Source organism: Actinoplanes sp. CA-015351 (assembly GCF_050955685.1).
Classification (GTDB): Bacteria; Actinomycetota; Actinomycetes; order Mycobacteriales; family Micromonosporaceae; genus Actinoplanes.
The window spans coordinates 558,134-576,757 of sequence record NZ_CP192102.1 but is presented as its reverse complement, the minus strand read 5'-3'; the positions used below and the strand labels follow the sequence as shown (position 1 = coordinate 576,757).

The 18,624-nt window shown below is 69.9% G+C and carries 15 protein-coding genes; 6 read left to right on the top strand and 9 right to left on the bottom strand.

Features of this window, described 5'->3' with window-relative positions; all coding sequences use genetic code 11:
* Positions 1–150 precede the first annotated feature (150 nt).
* Positions 151–1,080, bottom strand: coding sequence for an NAD-dependent epimerase/dehydratase family protein (locus tag ACQP2E_RS02545; protein ID WP_433828280.1), 930 nt, complete (start codon positions 1,078–1,080; stop codon positions 151–153).
* A 104-nt stretch (positions 1,081–1,184) separates the two neighbouring features.
* Between ACQP2E_RS02545 and ACQP2E_RS02540 the strand changes: the two genes are divergently transcribed.
* Complete coding sequence (locus ACQP2E_RS02540; RefSeq protein WP_433828279.1) at positions 1,185–1,865, top strand: TetR/AcrR family transcriptional regulator; 681 nt, start codon at positions 1,185–1,187, stop codon at positions 1,863–1,865.
* Between the two features lie 6 nt (positions 1,866–1,871).
* Here the strand turns inward: ACQP2E_RS02540 and ACQP2E_RS02535 are convergent, their stop codons facing one another.
* Both ACQP2E_RS02535 and ACQP2E_RS02530 read right to left on the bottom strand, forming a co-directional pair.
* Complete coding sequence (locus ACQP2E_RS02535) at positions 1,872–2,681, bottom strand: class I SAM-dependent methyltransferase (RefSeq protein WP_433828278.1); 810 nt, start codon at positions 2,679–2,681, stop codon at positions 1,872–1,874.
* Positions 2,669–2,971, bottom strand: a complete 303-nt coding sequence (locus ACQP2E_RS02530; protein WP_433828277.1) for an MGMT family protein — start codon at positions 2,969–2,971, stop codon at positions 2,669–2,671. The genes ACQP2E_RS02535 and ACQP2E_RS02530 overlap by 13 nt, the downstream gene beginning before the upstream one ends.
* A 62-nt stretch (positions 2,972–3,033) precedes the next feature.
* On the opposite strand from ACQP2E_RS02530, the gene proB reads away from it, so the two are divergent.
* Both proB and ACQP2E_RS02520 read left to right on the top strand, forming a co-directional pair.
* Positions 3,034–4,146 carry a glutamate 5-kinase gene (gene proB / locus ACQP2E_RS02525; protein WP_433828276.1) on the top strand — a complete coding sequence of 371 codons (1,113 nt, stop codon included), beginning with the start codon at positions 3,034–3,036 and terminating at the stop codon, positions 4,144–4,146.
* Positions 4,147–4,277: 131 nt separating this feature from the next.
* Positions 4,278–5,519, top strand: a complete 1,242-nt coding sequence (locus ACQP2E_RS02520; RefSeq protein ID WP_433828275.1) for a glutamate-5-semialdehyde dehydrogenase — start codon at positions 4,278–4,280, stop codon at positions 5,517–5,519.
* A 658-nt stretch (positions 5,520–6,177) separates the two neighbouring features.
* On the opposite strand, the gene ACQP2E_RS02515 is transcribed toward ACQP2E_RS02520, so the two are convergent.
* The 6 genes from ACQP2E_RS02515 to ACQP2E_RS02490 form a co-directional block, all read right to left on the bottom strand.
* Entirely contained in the window at positions 6,178–6,915 is a 738-nt protein-coding gene (locus ACQP2E_RS02515) for a prenyltransferase/squalene oxidase repeat-containing protein (RefSeq protein ID WP_433828274.1), read from the bottom strand.
* Between the two features lie 197 nt (positions 6,916–7,112).
* Positions 7,113–8,294, bottom strand: a complete 1,182-nt coding sequence (gene moeZ / locus ACQP2E_RS02510) for an adenylyltransferase/sulfurtransferase MoeZ (RefSeq protein ID WP_111648573.1) — start codon at positions 8,292–8,294, stop codon at positions 7,113–7,115.
* A gap of 109 nt (positions 8,295–8,403) precedes the next feature.
* The gene (locus ACQP2E_RS02505; protein ID WP_433828273.1) at positions 8,404–11,283 is read right to left on the bottom strand and encodes a DUF3152 domain-containing protein; all 2,880 of its coding nucleotides are present in this window, start codon (positions 11,281–11,283) and stop codon (positions 8,404–8,406) included.
* A gap of 151 nt (positions 11,284–11,434) precedes the next feature.
* On the bottom strand, positions 11,435–12,343 hold the full coding sequence (locus tag ACQP2E_RS02500) for a DUF3152 domain-containing protein (protein WP_433828272.1): 909 nt from the start codon (positions 12,341–12,343) through the stop codon (positions 11,435–11,437).
* A 94-nt stretch (positions 12,344–12,437) separates the two neighbouring features.
* Positions 12,438–13,382, bottom strand: a complete 945-nt coding sequence (locus ACQP2E_RS02495) for an alpha/beta fold hydrolase (RefSeq protein ID WP_433828271.1) — start codon at positions 13,380–13,382, stop codon at positions 12,438–12,440.
* Complete coding sequence (locus ACQP2E_RS02490) at positions 13,382–15,148, bottom strand: Daple (RefSeq protein WP_433828270.1); 1,767 nt, start codon at positions 15,146–15,148, stop codon at positions 13,382–13,384. The genes ACQP2E_RS02495 and ACQP2E_RS02490 overlap by 1 nt, the downstream gene beginning before the upstream one ends.
* Before the next feature lie 286 nt (positions 15,149–15,434).
* On the opposite strand from ACQP2E_RS02490, the gene ACQP2E_RS02485 reads away from it, so the two are divergent.
* The 3 genes from ACQP2E_RS02485 (at position 15,435) to ACQP2E_RS02475 (ending at position 18,584) form a co-directional block, all read left to right on the top strand.
* Positions 15,435–16,094 (top strand): TetR/AcrR family transcriptional regulator, encoded by a 660-nt coding sequence (locus ACQP2E_RS02485; RefSeq protein WP_111648576.1) that lies wholly within the window; start codon positions 15,435–15,437, stop codon positions 16,092–16,094.
* Positions 16,095–16,131: 37 nt separating this feature from the next.
* Positions 16,132–16,356 carry a DUF3107 domain-containing protein gene (locus tag ACQP2E_RS02480; protein ID WP_111648577.1) on the top strand — a complete coding sequence of 75 codons (225 nt, stop codon included), beginning with the start codon at positions 16,132–16,134 and terminating at the stop codon, positions 16,354–16,356.
* 278 nt (positions 16,357–16,634) lie between these two features.
* On the top strand, positions 16,635–18,584 hold the full coding sequence (locus ACQP2E_RS02475; RefSeq protein ID WP_433828269.1) for a DEAD/DEAH box helicase: 1,950 nt from the start codon (positions 16,635–16,637) through the stop codon (positions 18,582–18,584).
* Positions 18,585–18,624 lie beyond the last annotated feature (40 nt).

Here is an 18,624-nt window from a genome sequence, read left to right as displayed (position 1 = left end):
CCCGCTGTTCGCACCGCTGCCACCCCCGTGGTTAGCCGCCCTGGGCTGGCCTGCCCGGGCTTGTCGTCCACCACAAGGTAGCCAGTCCTGTCCTGAAAAATGCTCAAATGAGCTACTAGACCAGACGTGGGCGGCACGGGAACGCGGGAGTCACATCGTGCGGGCGGCGGTCTCGTCGGCGGATGCGGCGGTCTCCCGCAGGGCCTCGTCGAGGCTGGTGGGAGTGAGGCCGAAGGTGCGCTCGGTGAGTGAACTGTCCATCACGAACGGCGCGTAGAACTGGTAGTCCATCTCGGCGAGCTCGCGGGCGATCGGGACGGCCAGGCCGGCCGTGCGCATCACGAACCGCGGCATGCTGTGCACCTTGAGCTGGGGCTGGCCGGTGAGTTCGCAGTACCGCGCGGCCATCTCACGGATGGTGATCGGCGCGGGCGACGGGACGTGCCAGGCCTTTCCCCATGCCCTCTCGTCGCGGGCCAGCGTGGTCAGCGTGCGGGCCATGTCGCCGGTGCAGGTGAACGAGTGCGGCAGATCCATTTTCGCCGGGCCCCAGGCGGGCCGGCCCTTCTGGATGGCCGGCAGCAGGACCGTGGAGAAGATCCCGGCAGTGCCGGCACCGACGTAGTCCGAACCGCGGGCCTCGAACGTGCGCACGCCGCTGGCCAGCGCGTCCTGCCACATCTTGATGCGGATGCGACCCTTGCGGCCGGTGGCGGCGAGCGGGCTGGCCTCGGTCATCCGGCCGCCGGGCTGGGGACCGTATCCGTAGAGGTTGCCGGTGATGGCGTAGACCGCGCCGGCTGACTTGGCCGCGGCGATCATCGCGTTGTTCATCGGGAACCAGAGCTTGGCCCACTCGGTGTACTTCGGGTTCGCGCAGTTGTAGAGCACCTCGGCGCCCTGGGTGACCTCGGTGAGCCGCCGGGTGTCGGAGGCGTCCGCAGCGACGCGCTCGATCAGCTGGTGCTCCGGGCCGCGGCCGCTGCGGGTCACGACGCGGACGCTCTCGCCCTGGTCGGCGAGGAGGAGGGCGACCTTGGAGCCGATCGGGCCGGATCCGACGACGACATGCTGAGCCATAACGATGATCTCCTTTGCGAGCGGTGCTCTCTGTTAAGAACAACAGTCTCACATGACATGGCGAGTTTGCAAGAGCACTGCTCTCGTTGTGGCACACTGGGCGCATGAGCGCCGCCAATCTACGGGCCCGGGTACGGGCCGAGATGACTGAAGAGATCAAGAACGTGGCACGCCGCCACCTCGCCACCGACGGCGCGAACCTCTCGCTGCGGGCGGTGGCCCGCGATCTGGGCATGGCCTCGTCGGCGGTCTACCGGTACTTCGCCAGCCGCGACGAGCTGCTCACGGCGCTCATCATCGACGCGTACAACGAGGTGGGTGACGCCGCCGATCGGGCCGCCGCTGCGGAAGAGATGCCGCTCGGTCGATGGCTCGCAGCCGGTCACGCCGTCCGTGACTGGGCCCTGGCCAATCCGCACCAGTGGGCGTTGATCTACGGGAGCCCGGTGCCGGGTTATCAGGCCCCGCAGGACACCATCGGGCCGGCTACCCGGGTCATTCTGCTGCTCGGGGCCACGCTCGGTGACGCGTACCAAAGGGGTTTGATCCCGGCTCGGGAACCGATCAGCGCGAGTTTCGCGCAGGAGCTCGCACCGATCGCGGAGACGTTCCAGGCGGGCATGCCGCCGCACGTGATCGCGGACACGCTGGCCGGCTTCTTCCAGCTCTGCGGCGCGATCAGCGCCGAGTTGTTCGGCCAGCTCAACAAGTCGGTCGACGTGGACCGGCGCGGCTTCTTCGAGTACCAGATGCGGGCCGCCGCGGCGACGGCCGGCCTGAGCTAGCCTGCTTTAGCGTGCGTGCAGGACGTGACCGCCGGGCGTCTCCGGGGGCACGTCCGGACGATCGAAATAACGCGCCGCGAGCGCCGACGGGCCCAGGTCATCGATTGCCGTGAAGCCACGTTCGCGCAGCTCAGCGTCGATCTCATCGGGTTCGAAATAGGTCAGCCACGGCTCGCCGAGCTTCGCCACCCGCGCGGCACGCTCCTCCAGCGCGGCCCGGCGCGCGCCCGCCATTCGCTCCGGTGACTGCGCGTAATCGAATGCCACCTCATTACCCTCGCCGGCCGCGACGAAGGCGAGCGTCTCGGCGAAACCGTCCGCGCTCAGATAGGGCACAACGCCCAGCCAGAGAAAGAACGCCGGACCGTCCAGACCGATTTCGATCGACTCCTTCTCGAAGTCGACGCCGGCGTAACGCACGCTTTCCGGAATCGCGATGCCGGTCTCGGCGAGCCGCTTCCGCTTCCAGGCCTGCGTGTCCGGATGATCAACCTCGGTCACGCGCAGCCCCGGGTGCGGATTGCGATAGGCGAACGTGTCCAGGCCCGCCCCGAGAGTCACCAGCTCACGAACGCCACGCCGGACCGCCGCAGCGATCGCGTCCTCCGCGAACCTCGTCCGCGCAGCGATGAAAAGCCGCATCGCGCGCCGCGGTGCATCAGCCAGGAGATCCGCTTGCGCTTCACCCAGCATGGGTACGGCAAGAGGATCGGCGAAGATCCGTCCATGCTCGATGATCTGGTGTGCGGCCCGATAGCGCGCGGCACTCCATGCTGTTTTGCTTGGCTGACCGTTCTCCATCATCAAGGCTGCCACTCGGCTTTCGTCATCTGGACGCGGTCTCCGCGCATCGGAACACCTTCGGCGAGCAGCCGGGCTCGCGCCTCCCGTTCGTTCCCGGGTGGCAGCCGTCCGGCGCTGTTCACCACACGATGCCAGGGCACACCACCGCCGTGCCGAGCCATGATCGTGCCGACCTGACGTGGTGAGTTACGGCCGGAGCCCTCGGCCAGCGTGTCGGCGATGCCGCCGTACGACATGACCCGGCCCTCCGGAATGCTCTCGACCAGCGTCAGGACCTGTTCGACGTACTCCTCGGGTGTCATCACACGCCAAGATATGGGATCTGACGACGGTTGACACCGCCCTGCCGAGCACAATGGGCCGGGTGCGAGATGTGGTGACCGGTGCGCGCCGGATCGTGGTGAAGGTGGGTTCGTCCTCCCTGACCACCGCGGCAGGCGGTATCGACGAGCAGCGGATCGACGCCCTCGTCGACACCCTCGGCGGTTTGGCGACGTCCGGCCGTGAAGTGGTTCTGGTGTCCAGTGGCGCGATCGCCGCAGGCCTGTCCCCGCTGAACCTGCCACGGCGACCGCGCGACCTCGCCACCCAGCAGGCCGCCGCCTCGGTGGGCCAGGGCCTGCTGATGGGGCGGTACACAGCGGGTTTCGCCCGGCACCGGATCACCGTGGGGCAGGTGCTGCTCACCGTCGATGACGTGACCCGGCGGGCGCATTATCGGAACGCGTACCGGACGCTGCGGAAACTGCTCGATCTCGGCGCGCTGCCGATCGTCAACGAGAACGACACGGTCGCCACCGAGGAGATCCGGTTCGGCGACAACGACCGGCTGGCCGCGCTGGTGGCCGCCCTCGCCGACGCCGACCTGCTGGTGTTGCTCTCCGATGTGGACGCGCTGTACACGGCGAGTCCATCCGACCCGTCGTCCCGGCGGATCTCTCTGGTGACCGACGAGTCCGATCTATCGGGTGTCAGCATTTCCACGCCGAGCAAATCCGGGGTCGGCACCGGCGGCATGGTCACCAAGGTGGAAGCGGCCCGGATAGCCACCGGTTTCGGCATTCCAGTGGTGCTGACCGCCGCGCCGCTGGCCGCGCGGGCACTTGCCGGTGAGGACGTCGGCACGCTGTTTCAGGCCGCGTCGTCGCGCCCGGCCGCCCGGCTGTTCTGGCTGGCGAACGCCACCTCGCCGCGCGGGCGCCTGCACCTGGACGCCGGCGCTGTCGCCGCGGTGGTGGCCCGGCGCAAATCGCTGCTGCCGGCCGGGATCACCGCTGTGGACGGCTCGTTCGCGGCCGGCGACCCGGTCGACCTGGTCGACGCAGGCTCGGGCACACCGGTGGCTCGCGGTCTGGTCAACTATGACGCCGTGGAGCTACCCGCCCTGCTCGGACGGTCCACGCATGAGTTGTCGGCGGCGCTCGGTCCGGGTTATGAACGAGAGGTTGTGCACCGGGACGATCTGGTGCTGCTTTAGTGAGCAATTTTCAACCTGGCATTGGGCCTGAAGCTGCCGGGCCGTCGCCCGGCGCCAGGATGCGAGGCCCTCGCCACGTTGAAAAAGGCTCAGTGCGTACCCTCGCTGCTTTTATCTGAGAAAGGTTTGCCATGAGCGTGCTGGAGCAGGCTGCCGCGGCCCGGATCGCGGCCATCGACCTTGCGGGCGCTACCCGCGCCGAGAAGGACAAGGCGCTGCTGCTGATGGCGGACCGCCTGGTCGAGCGGTCGGACGACATCGTCGCGGCGAACGCCGTGGACATCGCCAACGGCCGGGAGAACGGCATCGGCGAAGCGATGATCGATCGGCTCACACTGACCACCGAGCGGGTCGCCGCGATGGCCGACGGCCTGCGCCAGCTCGCCGCGCTGCCCGACCCGATCGGCGACGTGGTACGCGGCTCGACCCTGGCGAACGGCCTGGAACTGCGCCAGGTCCGGGTGCCGTTCGGCGTGGTCGGGATGATCTACGAGGGCCGGCCGAACGTGACCGCCGACGCCGCCGGGATCTGCCTCAAGTCCGGCAACGCGGCGCTGCTGCGCGGGTCCGGCTCGGCCTTCTCGTCGAACGCGGCGATCGTCTCGGTGCTGCGCAAGGCGGTCACCGACGCCGGGCTCCCGGCCGACACGATCCAGCTGCTCGACGCCACCACCCGCGACTCGGTGAAGGAGCTGATGCGGGCCCGCGGCCTGGTCGACGTGCTGATCCCGCGCGGTGGCGCCTCGCTGATCAAGACGGTGGTCGAGCAGTCGACGGTTCCGGTCATCGAAACGGGCGTCGGCAACTGTCACGTCTATGTGGACTCCGCCGCCGACCTGGAGAAAGCCCTCGCCGTCACGGTGAACTCGAAGACCCAGCGGCTCTCCACCTGCAACACCGCGGAATCGCTGCTGGTGCACACCGAGATCGCCGAGCAGTTCCTGCCGCTGGTGCTGGAGGAGTTCGCGAGCCGTGGCGTGACGGTGCACGGTGACGCGCGGGTCGCCGGTTACAGCGAGGACGTGGTCGCCGCAACCGAGGACGACTGGGGCACCGAATACCTGGCCGCCGACATCTCGGTGGCGGTCGTCGACTCCCTCGACGACGCGCTCGACCACATCCGCCGGTACGGTACCGGGCACACCGAGGCCATCGTGAGCGAGTCCGTCACCGCAACCCGGCGCTTCGTGGCGGGCGTCGACGCGGCGGCCGTGATGGTCAACGCGTCCACCCGGTTCACCGACGGTGGCGAGTTCGGGTTCGGCGCGGAGATCGGGATCAGCACACAGAAGCTACACGCGCGCGGACCGATGGGCCTGCCCGAGCTGACGTCGACGAAGTACGTGGTGACCGGTAACGGTCACACTCGCTGACGGTTTGCGCGGTTGTGTTGGGGATTTTCGCTTTTCGATACAGACCGCGATCAGCCACGATGCAAGATTCACTGCTATGCGGGCGCTGACGCCCTCCGCCGGAGGCGTCCCACGCGGCGCTTTGCCGGTTCGGGTCCGCGCGGCGCGGCTCGGCTCGGCGCGGCTCGGCGCGGCGCGGCTCGGCGCGGCGCGGCTCGGCGCGGCTCGGCGCGGCTCGGCGCGGATCTTGTGGACTTCCCCGCAGACGTGTCCGCACAACTCCACAAGATCGAACAGGCCTAGCCGATCTTGTGGAGTTACGCGCAAACGGTTCGCCGAACTCCACAAGATCGGCGAAGCACCAGCACCACGTTCGCCACGCCGGAACTGTGAAGCACCACGCTCACCACATCGGAGCTGTGAAGCACCACGTTCACCACATCGGAACTGTGAAGCACCACGCTCACCACCCAAAACCGACATGCCACCGACGGCCGCCCCGCAAAGTCGTGCACTTGTGGTCGACCAGCCGGGCAAACCGCACAAGATCTCCGAGCGGCGCCTCGCACCGAGAAACCACCACGCCGCCACCACACCCCGAACCCCCACCGCTCCACAAAATTACGAAACCCGAGCGATCGAAGCCGATGTCGCTCGGTGAGGGCAGAGCGGGGTCGCGTCAGCGGCAGGCTCGCAGCGCCGTCAGGGTGATGTTGACGTCGAAGAGCGGGCCCTCGTTGCTGTCCCAGCCGCCGTCGATCCGCTGCGTCTCGGCGAGACGTTTCCGGGCGCTCTGCAACAGCCAGTCGTCGCCCAGGTTGACCCGGCGCAGCGCGGCCGCCATCGCCGCTACGTCGGCCGAAGCCATGTCCGGGAGGCGGTCGCCGAGGACCTGCTGGACCCGAGCCGACTCGTAGAAGAACTGGCGCTGGTGCAGCAGCCCAGCGGCGTGCCAGCCGACCGCGAGGAAGGACGGCCAGGTCCCGTCCGGGTTCAGCTGGGAAACCACATAGGCGGCGGCGCGGCCGATGGCCTCACCGAACGGCGAGCGGGTCTGATAAGGGTCGGCCTCCACCGCCGCGGCGGTCAGCCAGAACCCGGCCACCGAGGTCAGGTACAGCGTCGCTTCCGGGTCGCCGGGCATCGCCCACGGTGGGGCCTCACCGGCAAGGGACTCGTGCTCCTGCCAGGTGCCGTCGCCGCGCTGGGCGGTGGCGAGCCAGTTCAGCGCGCGTTCCACGACCGGGCCGCGCAGGCTGCCCAGATCGTCGAGCTCGGCGAGGCGGAAGCATGTCGCGTCGATCGATGGGACCGCGCCCTCGGCGGAGGCGGACCAGCCGCCCTCCAGCATCTGCCCGGCGGCGATGCGGTCCACGACCTCCTCCGGCGCCGGCTGACCGGTCCGGAGGTAAGACAAGCGAGCTCGCTCGACCGGGTCACCGTGGGCAACCACGTACCCGATTGCGGCATCTATATCGACCACTGTGGTGACGCTACCGTCCGCGCCTGTGATTCGCCGTGCCGATTCGACATCTGTGACGTTCGTCCGTTTCGGTCACGCGTTCATCACTCTGAGGAGTTGCAAAGGCAACCCCTCAGAGTGACAACCAAACGTCAGTACGAGGGCAGCGACGGGTCGACCGTGCTGACCCAGGACACGATGCCGCCCTGGACGTGCACCGCGTCCTTGAAGCCGGCCGCCTTCAGCGCGGCGAGCGCCTCGGCCGAGCGGACACCGGACTTGCAGTGCAGCACGATCTGCCGGTCCTGCGGGAACTGCGAGAGCGCCGCGCCGGAGAGGATGTCGCCCTTGGGGATCAGGACAGCGCCCGGGATCCGGTTGATCTCCCACTCGGCGGGCTCACGGACGTCGACCAGGAACACGTCCTTGCCGGTGTCCTGCCAGTCCTTCAGCTCGCGGGCCGTGATGGTCGCGTTGAAGGTGGCTTCCTGCGCCTCGACCGAGACCGCGCCGCAGAAGTCCTCGTAGTCCTCCATCAGGTCGGTCAGCGTCGGGTTGTCCCCGCAGAGCACGCAGTCCGGGTCCTTGCGGACCTTGATTTTGCGGTACTCCATCTCCAGGGCGTCGTAGACCATCAGGCGACCGACAAGCGGCTCACCGATGCCGGTGATCAGCTTGATCGCCTCGTTGACCTGGATCGAGCCGATCGACGCGCAGAGCACACCGAGCACGCCGCCCTCGGCGCAGCTCGGAACCATGCCGGGCGGCGGGGGCTCCGGGTAGAGGCAGCGGTAGCAGGGACCGTGCTCCTCCCAGAAGACCGAGGCCTGGCCGTCGAAGCGGTAGATGGAACCCCAGACGTACGGCTTGCCGAGCAGCACCGCAGCGTCGTTGACCATGTATCGGGTCGCGAAGTTGTCGGTGCCGTCGACGATCAGGTCGTACTGACTGAAGATCTCCTTGACGTTGTCACGGTCCAGCGCGGTGTTGTGGATGACCACGTTCACCAGCGGGTTCACCTCGGCGATGCTGCGTGCCGCGGACTCAGCCTTGGGCGTACCGATGTCGGAGACGCCGTGAATGATCTGGCGCTGGAGGTTGGACTCGTCGACCGTGTCGAAGTCGATGATGCCGAGTGTGCCCACGCCGGCAGCGGCGAGGTACAGCAACGTCGGCGAGCCGAGGCCGCCCGCGCCGACCGCGAGCACCTTCGCGTTCTTCAGCCGCTTCTGACCGTCCATCCCGACGTCGGGGATGATCAGGTGTCGCGAATAGCGGCGGATCTCGTCGATGCTCAGCTCAGCGGCCGGCTCGACGAGCGGGGGCAGAGCCACAGTCACTCCCCGGGGTTCGGTGGTAAGGATCGCCGCCCATTGTCGCTCGTTCGGCGCGGATATGCCCATGACGTCGGACACCGGCCCGACATGCGGGATCTGGGAATATTCAGACGGTCGGCTCGCCGGAGTATCGCTTGCCGTCCAGATAGGGCCAGGCGTTGCGGGTACAGCCTTTCAGACCGTACGTCTGCTGCATCATCACCGGGGCCTTCTCGCCGTCACCCGGGCACGTCTCGTGGCCGTGTCCCAGCTCGTGGCCGACCTCGTGGTTGATCGCGTATCTGCGGTACTCGGCGAGGTGCCCGTCGTAATCGACGACCCCATCCACCCAGCGGTCAGCGTTGATGATCACCTGGCCGGGCACCCGGCACGAGGTGAACCCCTCGGTCTGCAGGCCACCTGTGGCGCACATCTTCTCCGAGGTGGCGGCCGACGCCAGATAGATCGTGAAGTCGGCGTTGCCGGCGTTCTGCACGCGCCGGAGCCGCAGCCTGCCGTCATTGGTCCAGCTCCGGTCGTCGCCGAGCGTCTCGTCGATCATCTCGGCGAAGTCGGCCGGGACCGTGGCGTCCACGGTCTCCTCGACGGCTACCCGGAAACGGTGGAGTTGTCCGCCGGTGCCCAGCATCGGGCCGCGGCCTTTCGCGTACTGGAACTCGCCGGCGTCGCCGGTCTCGAGGGCCTCGGCGTTTCCGGTCGGCTCGTCGGTGGCGGCGGGCGCTTTCGCGCCCGTGTCGGCCGGCACGATGCCCTGCGTGGCTGTTGCCGCTGCCGTGGGTTCCGCCGCCGTCGTCGGCTGGGCTGCCTGCTCAGCCGCCGGCTGCGCGGCCTCTGGCGCCGCTTTTTCTCGATCGCGAAGCTCATGCCCGGCGACCAGGATCCCGGCGACCACCAAGAGGTACGCGAGGAGCACCGCACGCCTCCGCCGCCGGATCGTCTGCCGGACGCGCGGGGACGGAGCGCCGTGACGGGCGGTCTCCTCGGTGTCGTGTCCAGCGTGGCCTTCGCGGGTGTCGTGGCTGTCGTGGCTGTCGTCCTGGTAAAGGACACCGGGGAGGAAGCCGTGGTCGTGGCCGTGGTCGGCCGGAAGCCCGTTGAGACGTTGGCCGAGAGCGGACATGTGGTGCTCGGTGGCGGGGTAGTCCCGCTCGGCGGTCGTCTCCTCGGCCGTGTCCGGGTAGGCGACCGTGCCGTGCGGCTCGGTGGCGCTGTAGGTCTCGGCTGGTGCGCCCCAGGCGTCGTCGGGTGCGGTTCCCCAGGCGTCCTCGCGAAGGTCGTCGGGGTTGTCCTCCGTCGTGTCGAATTCGGGCGGCGCGGCTGTGTCGAGTTCGGGCAACGCGGCTGAGTCGAATTCGGGAAGCGCGGCTGAGTCGAATTCGGGCGAGGTGGCTGAGTCGAATCCGGGCAGGGCTGCTCTGTCGCTCTGGGGCAGGCCGGCGGGCGGCCAGAGGTTGTCGGGGAGTTCGACAGGAAGCCGGAGGCTCGGCGGAAGACCCACCGGCGGATGGTTGCCGGTCTGGTCGTAGTGGTAATCGAAGTCCTGCGGCCACTGCGGCTCGAAGTGCTGCTGCTGATCCGTCGCGTCCGCGCCCGTCCAGCTGATGGCGGGCAGGGGCGCCTGGCCGCCTGCCCATCCGGTCCCCGGGTGAGCGGGCTGCCCTTGCTGGGCTTTCAGCTGCTGGGCCTGCTTGTAGTTGGCCTGGCGCCGCGCCGCGGGAGTTTCGCCGGGCGCCCTACGGGCCGGCGTGGTGTCCGGAAGCGCCGTCTCGGTGGGGCGTGAGGCGGCCAGCCGTTCGGCGGCGAGTTCGACGATCCCCCGGGTCAGTTCGGTGCGCTCCGGCACCGGCGCGACGGCTTCGGTGCTCTTCGCAGCGGCGGACGAGCCGCGAGGGCGTCGCGCCTTCGCCGGTTCGACGACCTCGTCGGGCTCGGTGCGGCTCGCCTTCGCAGCGGCGGGGCGGCTCGATTTCGGGGTAACGCCGGTTGTGCGGCTTGCCTTGGCAGTGGAATCTGTTCGGGCGGCGAGTGCGGCCTCGACGGACTGAACTCGTGCCGGGGTGGCGCGGTTGTCCGGGACGGCTTTCGCAGGGCCGGCGCCACGTGCGGCAAGAGCGGCCCGGGTGACGGCGTTGCGTGCCGTCTTGGCGTCCGTCGCAGTCTTGGCGTCGGTCACGGTCTTTGTGTCCGGCGACGTCTTGGTGGTGGCCTGCGTCTTCGCCCGGGTGGCCGGCTTCGTCCCGGTGGTGTCCGGCTGGGACTTGGCGGCCGGCGCGCGACGCACCGTCTTCGCAGGTGGGGGCGCCGCTTCGGGTTGCGGGGCAGCTGACGTGCTCTTGCGGGCGGTACGGCTCGTGGTCTTGCCCGCGGGCTCGTCTTCGGGCGGCCGCGCGGCGGTCGACTTCACGGCGGTCGACTTCACCGCAGGCGGCTTCACAGCGGGCGACTTCACCGCGCGTGCCGGCTCGGCTTGGGCGGGCTCGGCTTGAGTTGACCCGGCCTGAGCTGACTCGGCCTGAGCTGACTCGGCCGGTGCTGATGCGGACGGTTTCGGCGGGGTGACCTTGACCGGGGTTGACTTGACCGCCGGTGGCTTGCCGGGCGCGGTGGTCGCTGACGTCGACTTGACCGGGGTTGACCTGGCCGTCGCCGGCTTCACCGGCACCGAGGCCCGGGCGACCACCGCACGCGGCTTCGCGCCACCCGGAGAGCGGTCGTTCGGCGAGTCGCCGTCCGGGTCCGGCCCGGGCGCTGCCGGCGTGTGGCTGGCCGTCTTGCGGGCGGGCTGGGCAGGCTCGGCGGACCGGTTGGGGTCGGCGGACGGCCGGGCGGGGTCGGCGGACGACCGCGCGGGGTCGGCGGTTGCCGTCACCACAGCCCGGCCGACGGTTGCCGTGGCGGCTACCGTGCGGCTGCGCTCCGGGGTTTCGTCCGGTTCCGGGTCGGCGCGGTGTGCGCCCACCCGCCGCACCGCTGGCAGGCCGGCCATCAGCGCGGCCTCGGCCCGGGAACGCTCGACGGAACGTCCGGCGGAGGGGGCGCTGGTATCAGCAGAACCATTTGTCGCGTTTGCCATAACATGCGCAAGCCTGCCACGACTTACCGCTTGTCACAGGACTTTCGCATTTCCCCAGTGAAGATCAGATCGACGGACCGGCGAAGTTCCGGTTGTCGCGGCGGGGCCACGCGTACGGCACACAACCTCGTACCGTCAGCGTCTGCTGCACCATCACCGGGGCGGGTCCGCCGGCCTTCGGGCAGCCCTGATGACCGTGGCCGAGCTCGTGCCCGACCTCGTGGTTGATGACGTACTGGCGGTAGGTGGCGAGGTTGATATTCGCGTCCAGGTACGGCTTGGCCGACAACCGCCAGCGGTCCAGGTTGATGATCGCTTTGCCGGTGGTACGGCAGGACGTGTACGGCACCCCGCCGACCCGGATGTTGGTGCCTCCCTGTGCGCACATCCGGCCAGCGGTGTCCCGGGTGGCCAGGTACACCGTGAAGTCGGCCTTGTCAGCGCCGGAGACCATCTGCAGGCGCAGGGTGCCGTTGCCGATCCAGCTCCGTTTGTCGCCGAGGATCGCCTGCACCTGTGCCGCGAACACCTCGGCATCCTCGTTGCTGCCCTTTTCCACTGCTACCCGGAAACGGCGTACCTGCCCTTTGCTGCCGACGACTGGCCCGCGCTGAGACGCGTACAGGAAATGGCCTGAAGCCTTGGTGGGCACCGCGCCGGAGAGGCGCAGCAAGCTTGCCGCCGGGAAGGGGCTGGTGGGCGAAGGCGAAGCCGAGGCCGATTCGAGGATCGGAGCCGGCGGCGAGGCGGAGGGCGAGGGTGCGACGGACGCGACCGGAGGCGTGGAGGCGGCAACGGACGGCGAAGCGGCAGCTGGGGACGGCGAGGCTGCCGCTGCGGCGTTGCCGACCGGGGACGGGTCTGCGGTGACCTGGTTGCCGATCACGACGGCGATGAGCAGGATCAGCGTCGCCGCCAGGATCACCAGCCAGGACTGACGCCACCGATCGGTGGGCGGGGCTGAAGAGATCATGGGCTTTCCACATTGGCACACGCCGTCGATGCCCGGCACCGCGAGTTGATCAAGTGCGGCGATGCCCACATCGAATGGGTGAAAGGTTTGAACCTCAGCGCGCGTCGTCGAGCAGGCCGACGATCCCCCGAGCCACCAGCCGGGGCACTTCCATCTGGGCGACGTGGCCCACGCCGGGCAGGATCAGCAGCCGGCTGTCCGGGATCGCTTTCGCCACCTGGGCCGGCACCCGCGGGTCGACCAGCTTGTCGTTGAGCCCGCCGATCACCAGCGTCGGAGCCTGGACCCGGGCGGCGAGCCGCCACTGCGAGTCCTCACCCGGCAGGTACGCCCGCAGGAAGCTGCTCACCAGCCCGCGCAGCGTCCCGAGGTATGCCTTCGGGTAGTGCGCCACGGTGTACCGGAGCTGGATTTCCTCCATCGCCTCGGCACGGCGTTGCGGATGCACTTTCGTGGTGTCGCCGAAGCACGCGGCGAGCACCTGCTCGGCCATCTGCTCGGCGGTGACCCGGGTCAGCGCCCACGCCATCAGGCGTTCGGCGCCGGGCAGGGCCAGCAGCGGCAGCACCGGGCCCTGCGCGGTGCGGCGCGGGTTCAGAAACGGCATGGCCGGCGAGACCAGGGTGAGTGTGCGCACCAGGTCGGGGCGTAACGCGGCGACCCGGACCGAGATCGACCCGCCGAGCGAGTTGCCGATCAGGTGGACCGGACCCCGCCCGGAGTGCTCCAGGTAATCGATGAGGGTGGTCGCGAACGCCGGGATCGAGTATCGCGGGATCGCGTCGCTGTAACCGAATCCGGGCAGGTCGACGGCCTGGCCGTCGAGGCGGTCGGCGAGCAGGCCGGCCAGATCGGTGAAGTTCTGTGACGACCCGCCGAGGCCGTGCACGTACACCGCGGGCTCGGCGCCGGGGTGACCCGGCGTGTCCCGGACGTGCAGCATCGAACCACCGACCGTGACCCGGCGAGCGGGCCAGGGCGATGGGATCTCGTCGGCCGGCAACAGCACGCTGTCGTCGGCAAGCATCGCGCCTCTCATCAAGTCAAGAGTGCCTCAAGCCGGCGGTTCACCGCGGCGAGAGTGGCGCGAACCATGGCGTGCCGGTCGTCACCGCTCACCACGGCGGAGCCGGCCAGCTGCTCGACCCAGCCGCCGTCGCAGGACAGCAGCAGCACGACGACCGCGACCTGCATCTGGCCGAACGAGACCGAGGCGGCGTGCTCGACGAAACAGCGGGCCGGGCCGTGCTCGTGCTGGGAGGTGGCGAGCAGTTCGTCGACCGCTCCGGCGGTGGCTGTCGCGCAGAGCCGCAGAAGGTAACCGTCGACGGCGGGGCCGGTCGCGACGCCGGAGGCCGCCCGGCCGCCGGCACGCAGCCGCACCTCGACGCTGGCATCCGCGCCGAAGGTGTTGACGTGCACGTTCTCGATCACCACGCGCGGGCCGGGGTTCTCGCCCGGGTCGAGCGGGCGGGGCCTGCTCGAGTCGACCGGGACGAGCGAGGCCCGCTCGACGAGAGGATTACGCGGCGCGGGCACCGGGGCCGGTTCCGACGAGACCGGCGCGGGCGGGGCCACCGAGACAGGTGCCGCCGGCAGAATCGGCGGAGGGGCGGAGACCGGCGCGGCGGAGATCGGTGCCGCCGAGACAGGCGCCGGCACCGAGGCCCGGCCCTGCCGGGACTGGCCCGGCACGACCGGCGAGGACACCGGTGCGGCCACGAAACGCTGCGGCGGCGCCGACGTGGGCGCCGGAGCGAAACGCTGCGGCGGCGCGGAGGTCGGAGCGACAGCGGCACGCGGCGGGGCGGAAACCGGGCCGGGGTTGTCCGCGGGCATCGCCGCGTCCAGGCCCATCCGGTCCTGGAGCAGGCGGGCCACCCGGCGGCTCACCTCGGCCGGGTCGGCGCCGTCGGACAGGTCCAGCCGGAGGCTGTGCGCGCCGGCCGGCGTGGCCCGCAGCGACGCGTCACGGACGCCGGAGACCTCGCGCACGGCGGCGAGGATGTCCTGGACGTCGAAGCCCTCCTGCCGTTCCTGCACCGGCACGACGTCACCGCGACGCAGATGCGTCGCGATGCGCGCCAGGGCGGGCGCCTCGGCCGATGGCTCCACGGAGGGCGGCTCCGGAACTCGGGGGACGTCAGGCTGGGCCGGAACCCGCTGGGGCAGCGCGCCGCTGTTCTCGGTCACGGCCGCGACGAGGGCATCGTCCGGTTCGTCGGGACGACCAGGCACCGGGTACGGGCTGAGGTCGTCGGTGGCTGGCGGGAACGCGACCGGCCCCTGCTCGTAGCGGCGCTGGTAGCTCGCCGAATCGTACGACGGGCGGGCCAAGGTCGCGTTGTTGTCCGCGGCGCCCGGGACCTGGGGCAGGCCCTGGGCGAGGGTGTCGGTGACCAAGGCGTGCCGGGAGCGCTCGGCGCCGGCGGCGGGCTCGTTGACCGGAACCCAGTCGGGCCTGGGCACCGGTGGTGCGGAACGCGGCGCGGGACCGTCCCGGTAGGTGTCGTCGAGGTCACCCTCGTACGGGTACGGCGGAGCACTGCTCGGCGCGGGTGCCGGTGACGTCGGCTGGGGTGCGCGGCGGTGGCCGAGGATCTCGGCGAGGCGGCTGCGCTCACCCGGCCACGGGGCGGGAGGCTGCTCGGCCGACCCGTTAGGGGGAATCTCAGGCGAATTCTGAGCGGGCACCGCGGAGGACGGCACGGATCCGAACGGGCGCTCCGGCGGGAACTGCTGACGCCCGAACGGGCGACCGTCCGACGGGCGACGCCACGACGGCACGTCCGTCTCCTGCTCCACTGCCGCTCCTGCGTTCGACCACGGACTATCGGCGTTCGCCCACCCGTTCACTCGACTGCGGCCTCGCGAGTCGGCGCCGTTGCCGCTCCCTGTGGCTCCGGCGTCTCCGGAATGCCCTGATTCATCCACCGCGTGCTCCTCGCTCGCCCCAGCTGAGGCTACCGTGTGGTTGCAGTGGCGATAAGTTGCAGCGTCGCGACAATTGCCCGCACGACCGCGACAAGCGCCGATCCGGGCAATCCACGACGACAAACCGCGGGGACCGACCCCCTGGAGGTTCAGAGAAATGACCGCTGCGTCCGGCGGGGCACAGACCGCCCGACCCACCCGCCTGCCACGTTCGGCCCGCCGCAAGCAGCTCCTGGCCGCCGCGCAGCAGGTCTTCGTCGCCCACGGGTACCACGCCGCGGCGATGGATGACATCGCGGAGCGGGCGGGTGTCTCCAAACCCGTTCTCTACCAGCACTTCCCCGGCAAACTCGAGCTCTATCTGGCACTGCTGGACACGCACTGCGACGCGATAATCGCCAAGGTGCGTGGCGCGATGCTGGCAACCCCCGACAACAAGGAGCGAGTCAAGGGCGCGGTCCGCGCGTACTTCGACTTCATGGATCACGAGAGCGAGGCCTTCCGGCTCGTCTTCGAATCCGACCTGCGCAACGACCCCCAGGTTCGCCAGCGGGTGGAGCGCGTCGAGCAGGGCTGCATCGCCGCTGTGACGGACACCATCATCTCGGATACCGGGCTCCGCCCGGATCAGGCCGAACTGCTCGCTTCCGGTCTCGCCGGAGCGGCGGGGCAGGCCGCGCAGTTCTGGCTGGCGAACGGCCGGCGTACGCCCAAAGCGGAAGCCGAAGCGCTCGTAGCTGCGCTGATCTGGCGTGGCATAGCCAGCTTCCCGCTCCAGGGCGGCTCAACGGCCGGTACGCCGCCGGAAATCGGATAGCCTCATCGGCGGTAGACGGTTGACAAAGGAGGGCCCCGTGGAGGTCAAGATCGGCGTGCAACATTCGCCGCGTGAGCTGGTGCTGGAAAGCGCGCAGACCCCGGCGGAGGTCGAGGAGGCGGTGTCCGAGGCGCTGGCCAAGGACGGCGTTCTGGCGCTCACGGACGAAAAGGGCCGCAAGGTGATCATTCCGGTCGCCAAGGTGGCTTACGTGGAGATCGCCGAGGCGTCGCACCGCCCGTTCGGTTTCACGACTCGCTGAAAGTTTTACGGCTCGCTGGATACGACGAGTGGGGACCCTGATACACAGGGTCCCCTCCCGTAACTTGCTCTCGGGTGCGCCCGGCCGCTGGTCGGGTAGACTTGTGCCGTTGCCGTCTCGTCGATTTGTCAAATCGACCCGCCAAGGCCCGGATTACCGGGTCCGCGATGTACGGCGATCGCGTGTGCGGCCCGCTTAACCGCGTGTGGCCCGCGCCAAAACAAGACCGCGCCCAAGACTTCGACGGGCGCACCACGAGAGGGCACCCGTAAAACTTCATGACCGACAATGAGCAAGCTCTAGTACCCGTAACCAGCCGAGCGCCGGTCCGCCCGGACAGCCCCACCTTCGCCGAGCTCGGCGTGCGTGCCGAGACTGTCGAGGCGCTGGCCAAGGCCGGCATCACCCACGCGTTCGCCATTCAGGAATACGCGCTGCCGATCGCTCTGCGCGGCACCGACCTGATCGGCCAGGCGCCCACCGGCACCGGCAAGACCCTCGGCTTCGGCCTGCCGCTGCTGGAGCGCATCCTCGCCCCTTCCGAGGGCGCTGACGGCCTCCCCCAGGCCCTGATCGTCGTCCCGACCCGTGAGCTCGGTCTCCAGGTCGCGCGTGACCTCGCGGCGGCCGGCAGCACCCGTGGCGTCCGCGTTCTGCCGATCTACGGCGGCGTGGCGTACGAGACTCAGGTCGACACCCTGAAAAAGGGCGTCGAGATCCTGGTCGGCACTCCCGGCCGGCTGCTCGACCTCGCGAAGCAGAAGCAGCTGAAGCTCGGCTCGGTGAAGGCGCTCGTCCTCGACGAGGCCGACCGGATGCTCGACCTCGGCTTCCTGGAGGACGTCGAAAAGATCCTGGCGATGCTGCCGGAAAAGCGTCAGACGATGCTCTTCTCGGCCACCATGCCGGACCCGATCGTGGCGCTGTCCCGCCGGTTCCTGCACAACCCGGTCACCATCCACGCCGGCCACAGCGCGGAAAGTGCCGCGTCTCCGCTGACCAAGCAGGTCGTCTACCGCACCCACCCGCTGAACAAGCTGGAGATGGTGGCCCGGATCCTGCAGGCCCGCGAGCGCGGCCTCACGATGATCTTCACGCGGACCAAGCGTGCCGCCGACCGGGTCGCCGAGGACCTGGACTTCCGTGGCTTCGCCGTCGCGGCCGTCCACGGTGACCTGGGCCAGGGCGCTCGTGAGCGCGCGCTGCGGGCGTTCCGCTCCGGCAAGATCGACGTTCTGGTGGCGACCGACGTCGCGGCCCGTGGCCTCGACGTGTCCGGCGTCACCCACGTGATCAACTACGACTGTCCGGAAGACCCGGAGACCTACACGCACCGCATCGGCCGGACCGGCCGCGCGGGCGCCACGGGCGTCGCGATCACGTTCGTGGACTGGGAAGACATGCCCCGCTGGGTGCTGATCGACAAGTCTCTCGGCCTGGGCATGCCGCAGCCGCCGGAGACGTACCACACGAGCCCCGCGCTCTACGCCGACCTGGACATTCCGTCCGAGATCTCCGGCACTCTGCCGACCGCTGACCGCAGCCGGGTCGGTCTCTCCGCCGAGATCGAGGAAGACCTGGGCAGCGTCGGCCGGCGGGGCCAGGCTCCGCGAGGCCGTGGCGGGCGCGTCCGTGCCGGTGGTCCTGGCCGTGGCTCGGATCGGGGTTCGGACCGTGGTTCGGACCGTGGTTCGGACCGTGGTTCGGACCGTGGCTCTGCGCCTTCTGAGGGTGCCGGCTCCGCTGACGCGACGTCGACGATCGAGCGTCCCAAGCGCCAGCGGCGCCGCCGCCGGGTCGACGAGGACCAGCCGGGTACGGGTACGCCCACGCAGGACGTCTCCGAGAACTCAGCCGCGGCTTCCGCACCGGCCGTGGACTCCTCGCTGGCTGTGGACTCCTCGCCGGGTGTGGACTCTCCGGTCGCTGAGGAGGGGACGGCCGCACCGCGTGCCCGGACCCGTCGTCGCCGCACGACCGCCACTGCCATCCCGTTCTCCGACGGCTCCGCAGACACGGCACCGGCCGTCGCGGAGGCCGCACCCGCCGCACCCGCCAAGGCCGTCGCACCCGCCGAGGTCGTCGCACCCGCCAAGGCCGTCGCGAACGACACGACCGACGGTGACGAGCCGTCCGAGGGCACCGCTCCTCGTCGCCGTCGCCGCCGCAGCCGTACCGCCGGCGCGGACGCACCCGCCGAGGCCGGCGCCGGAGCTGCTGACGCCTGATCCACCGCTTTTTCGTGGCACGGGACCGACGCGGTCCCGT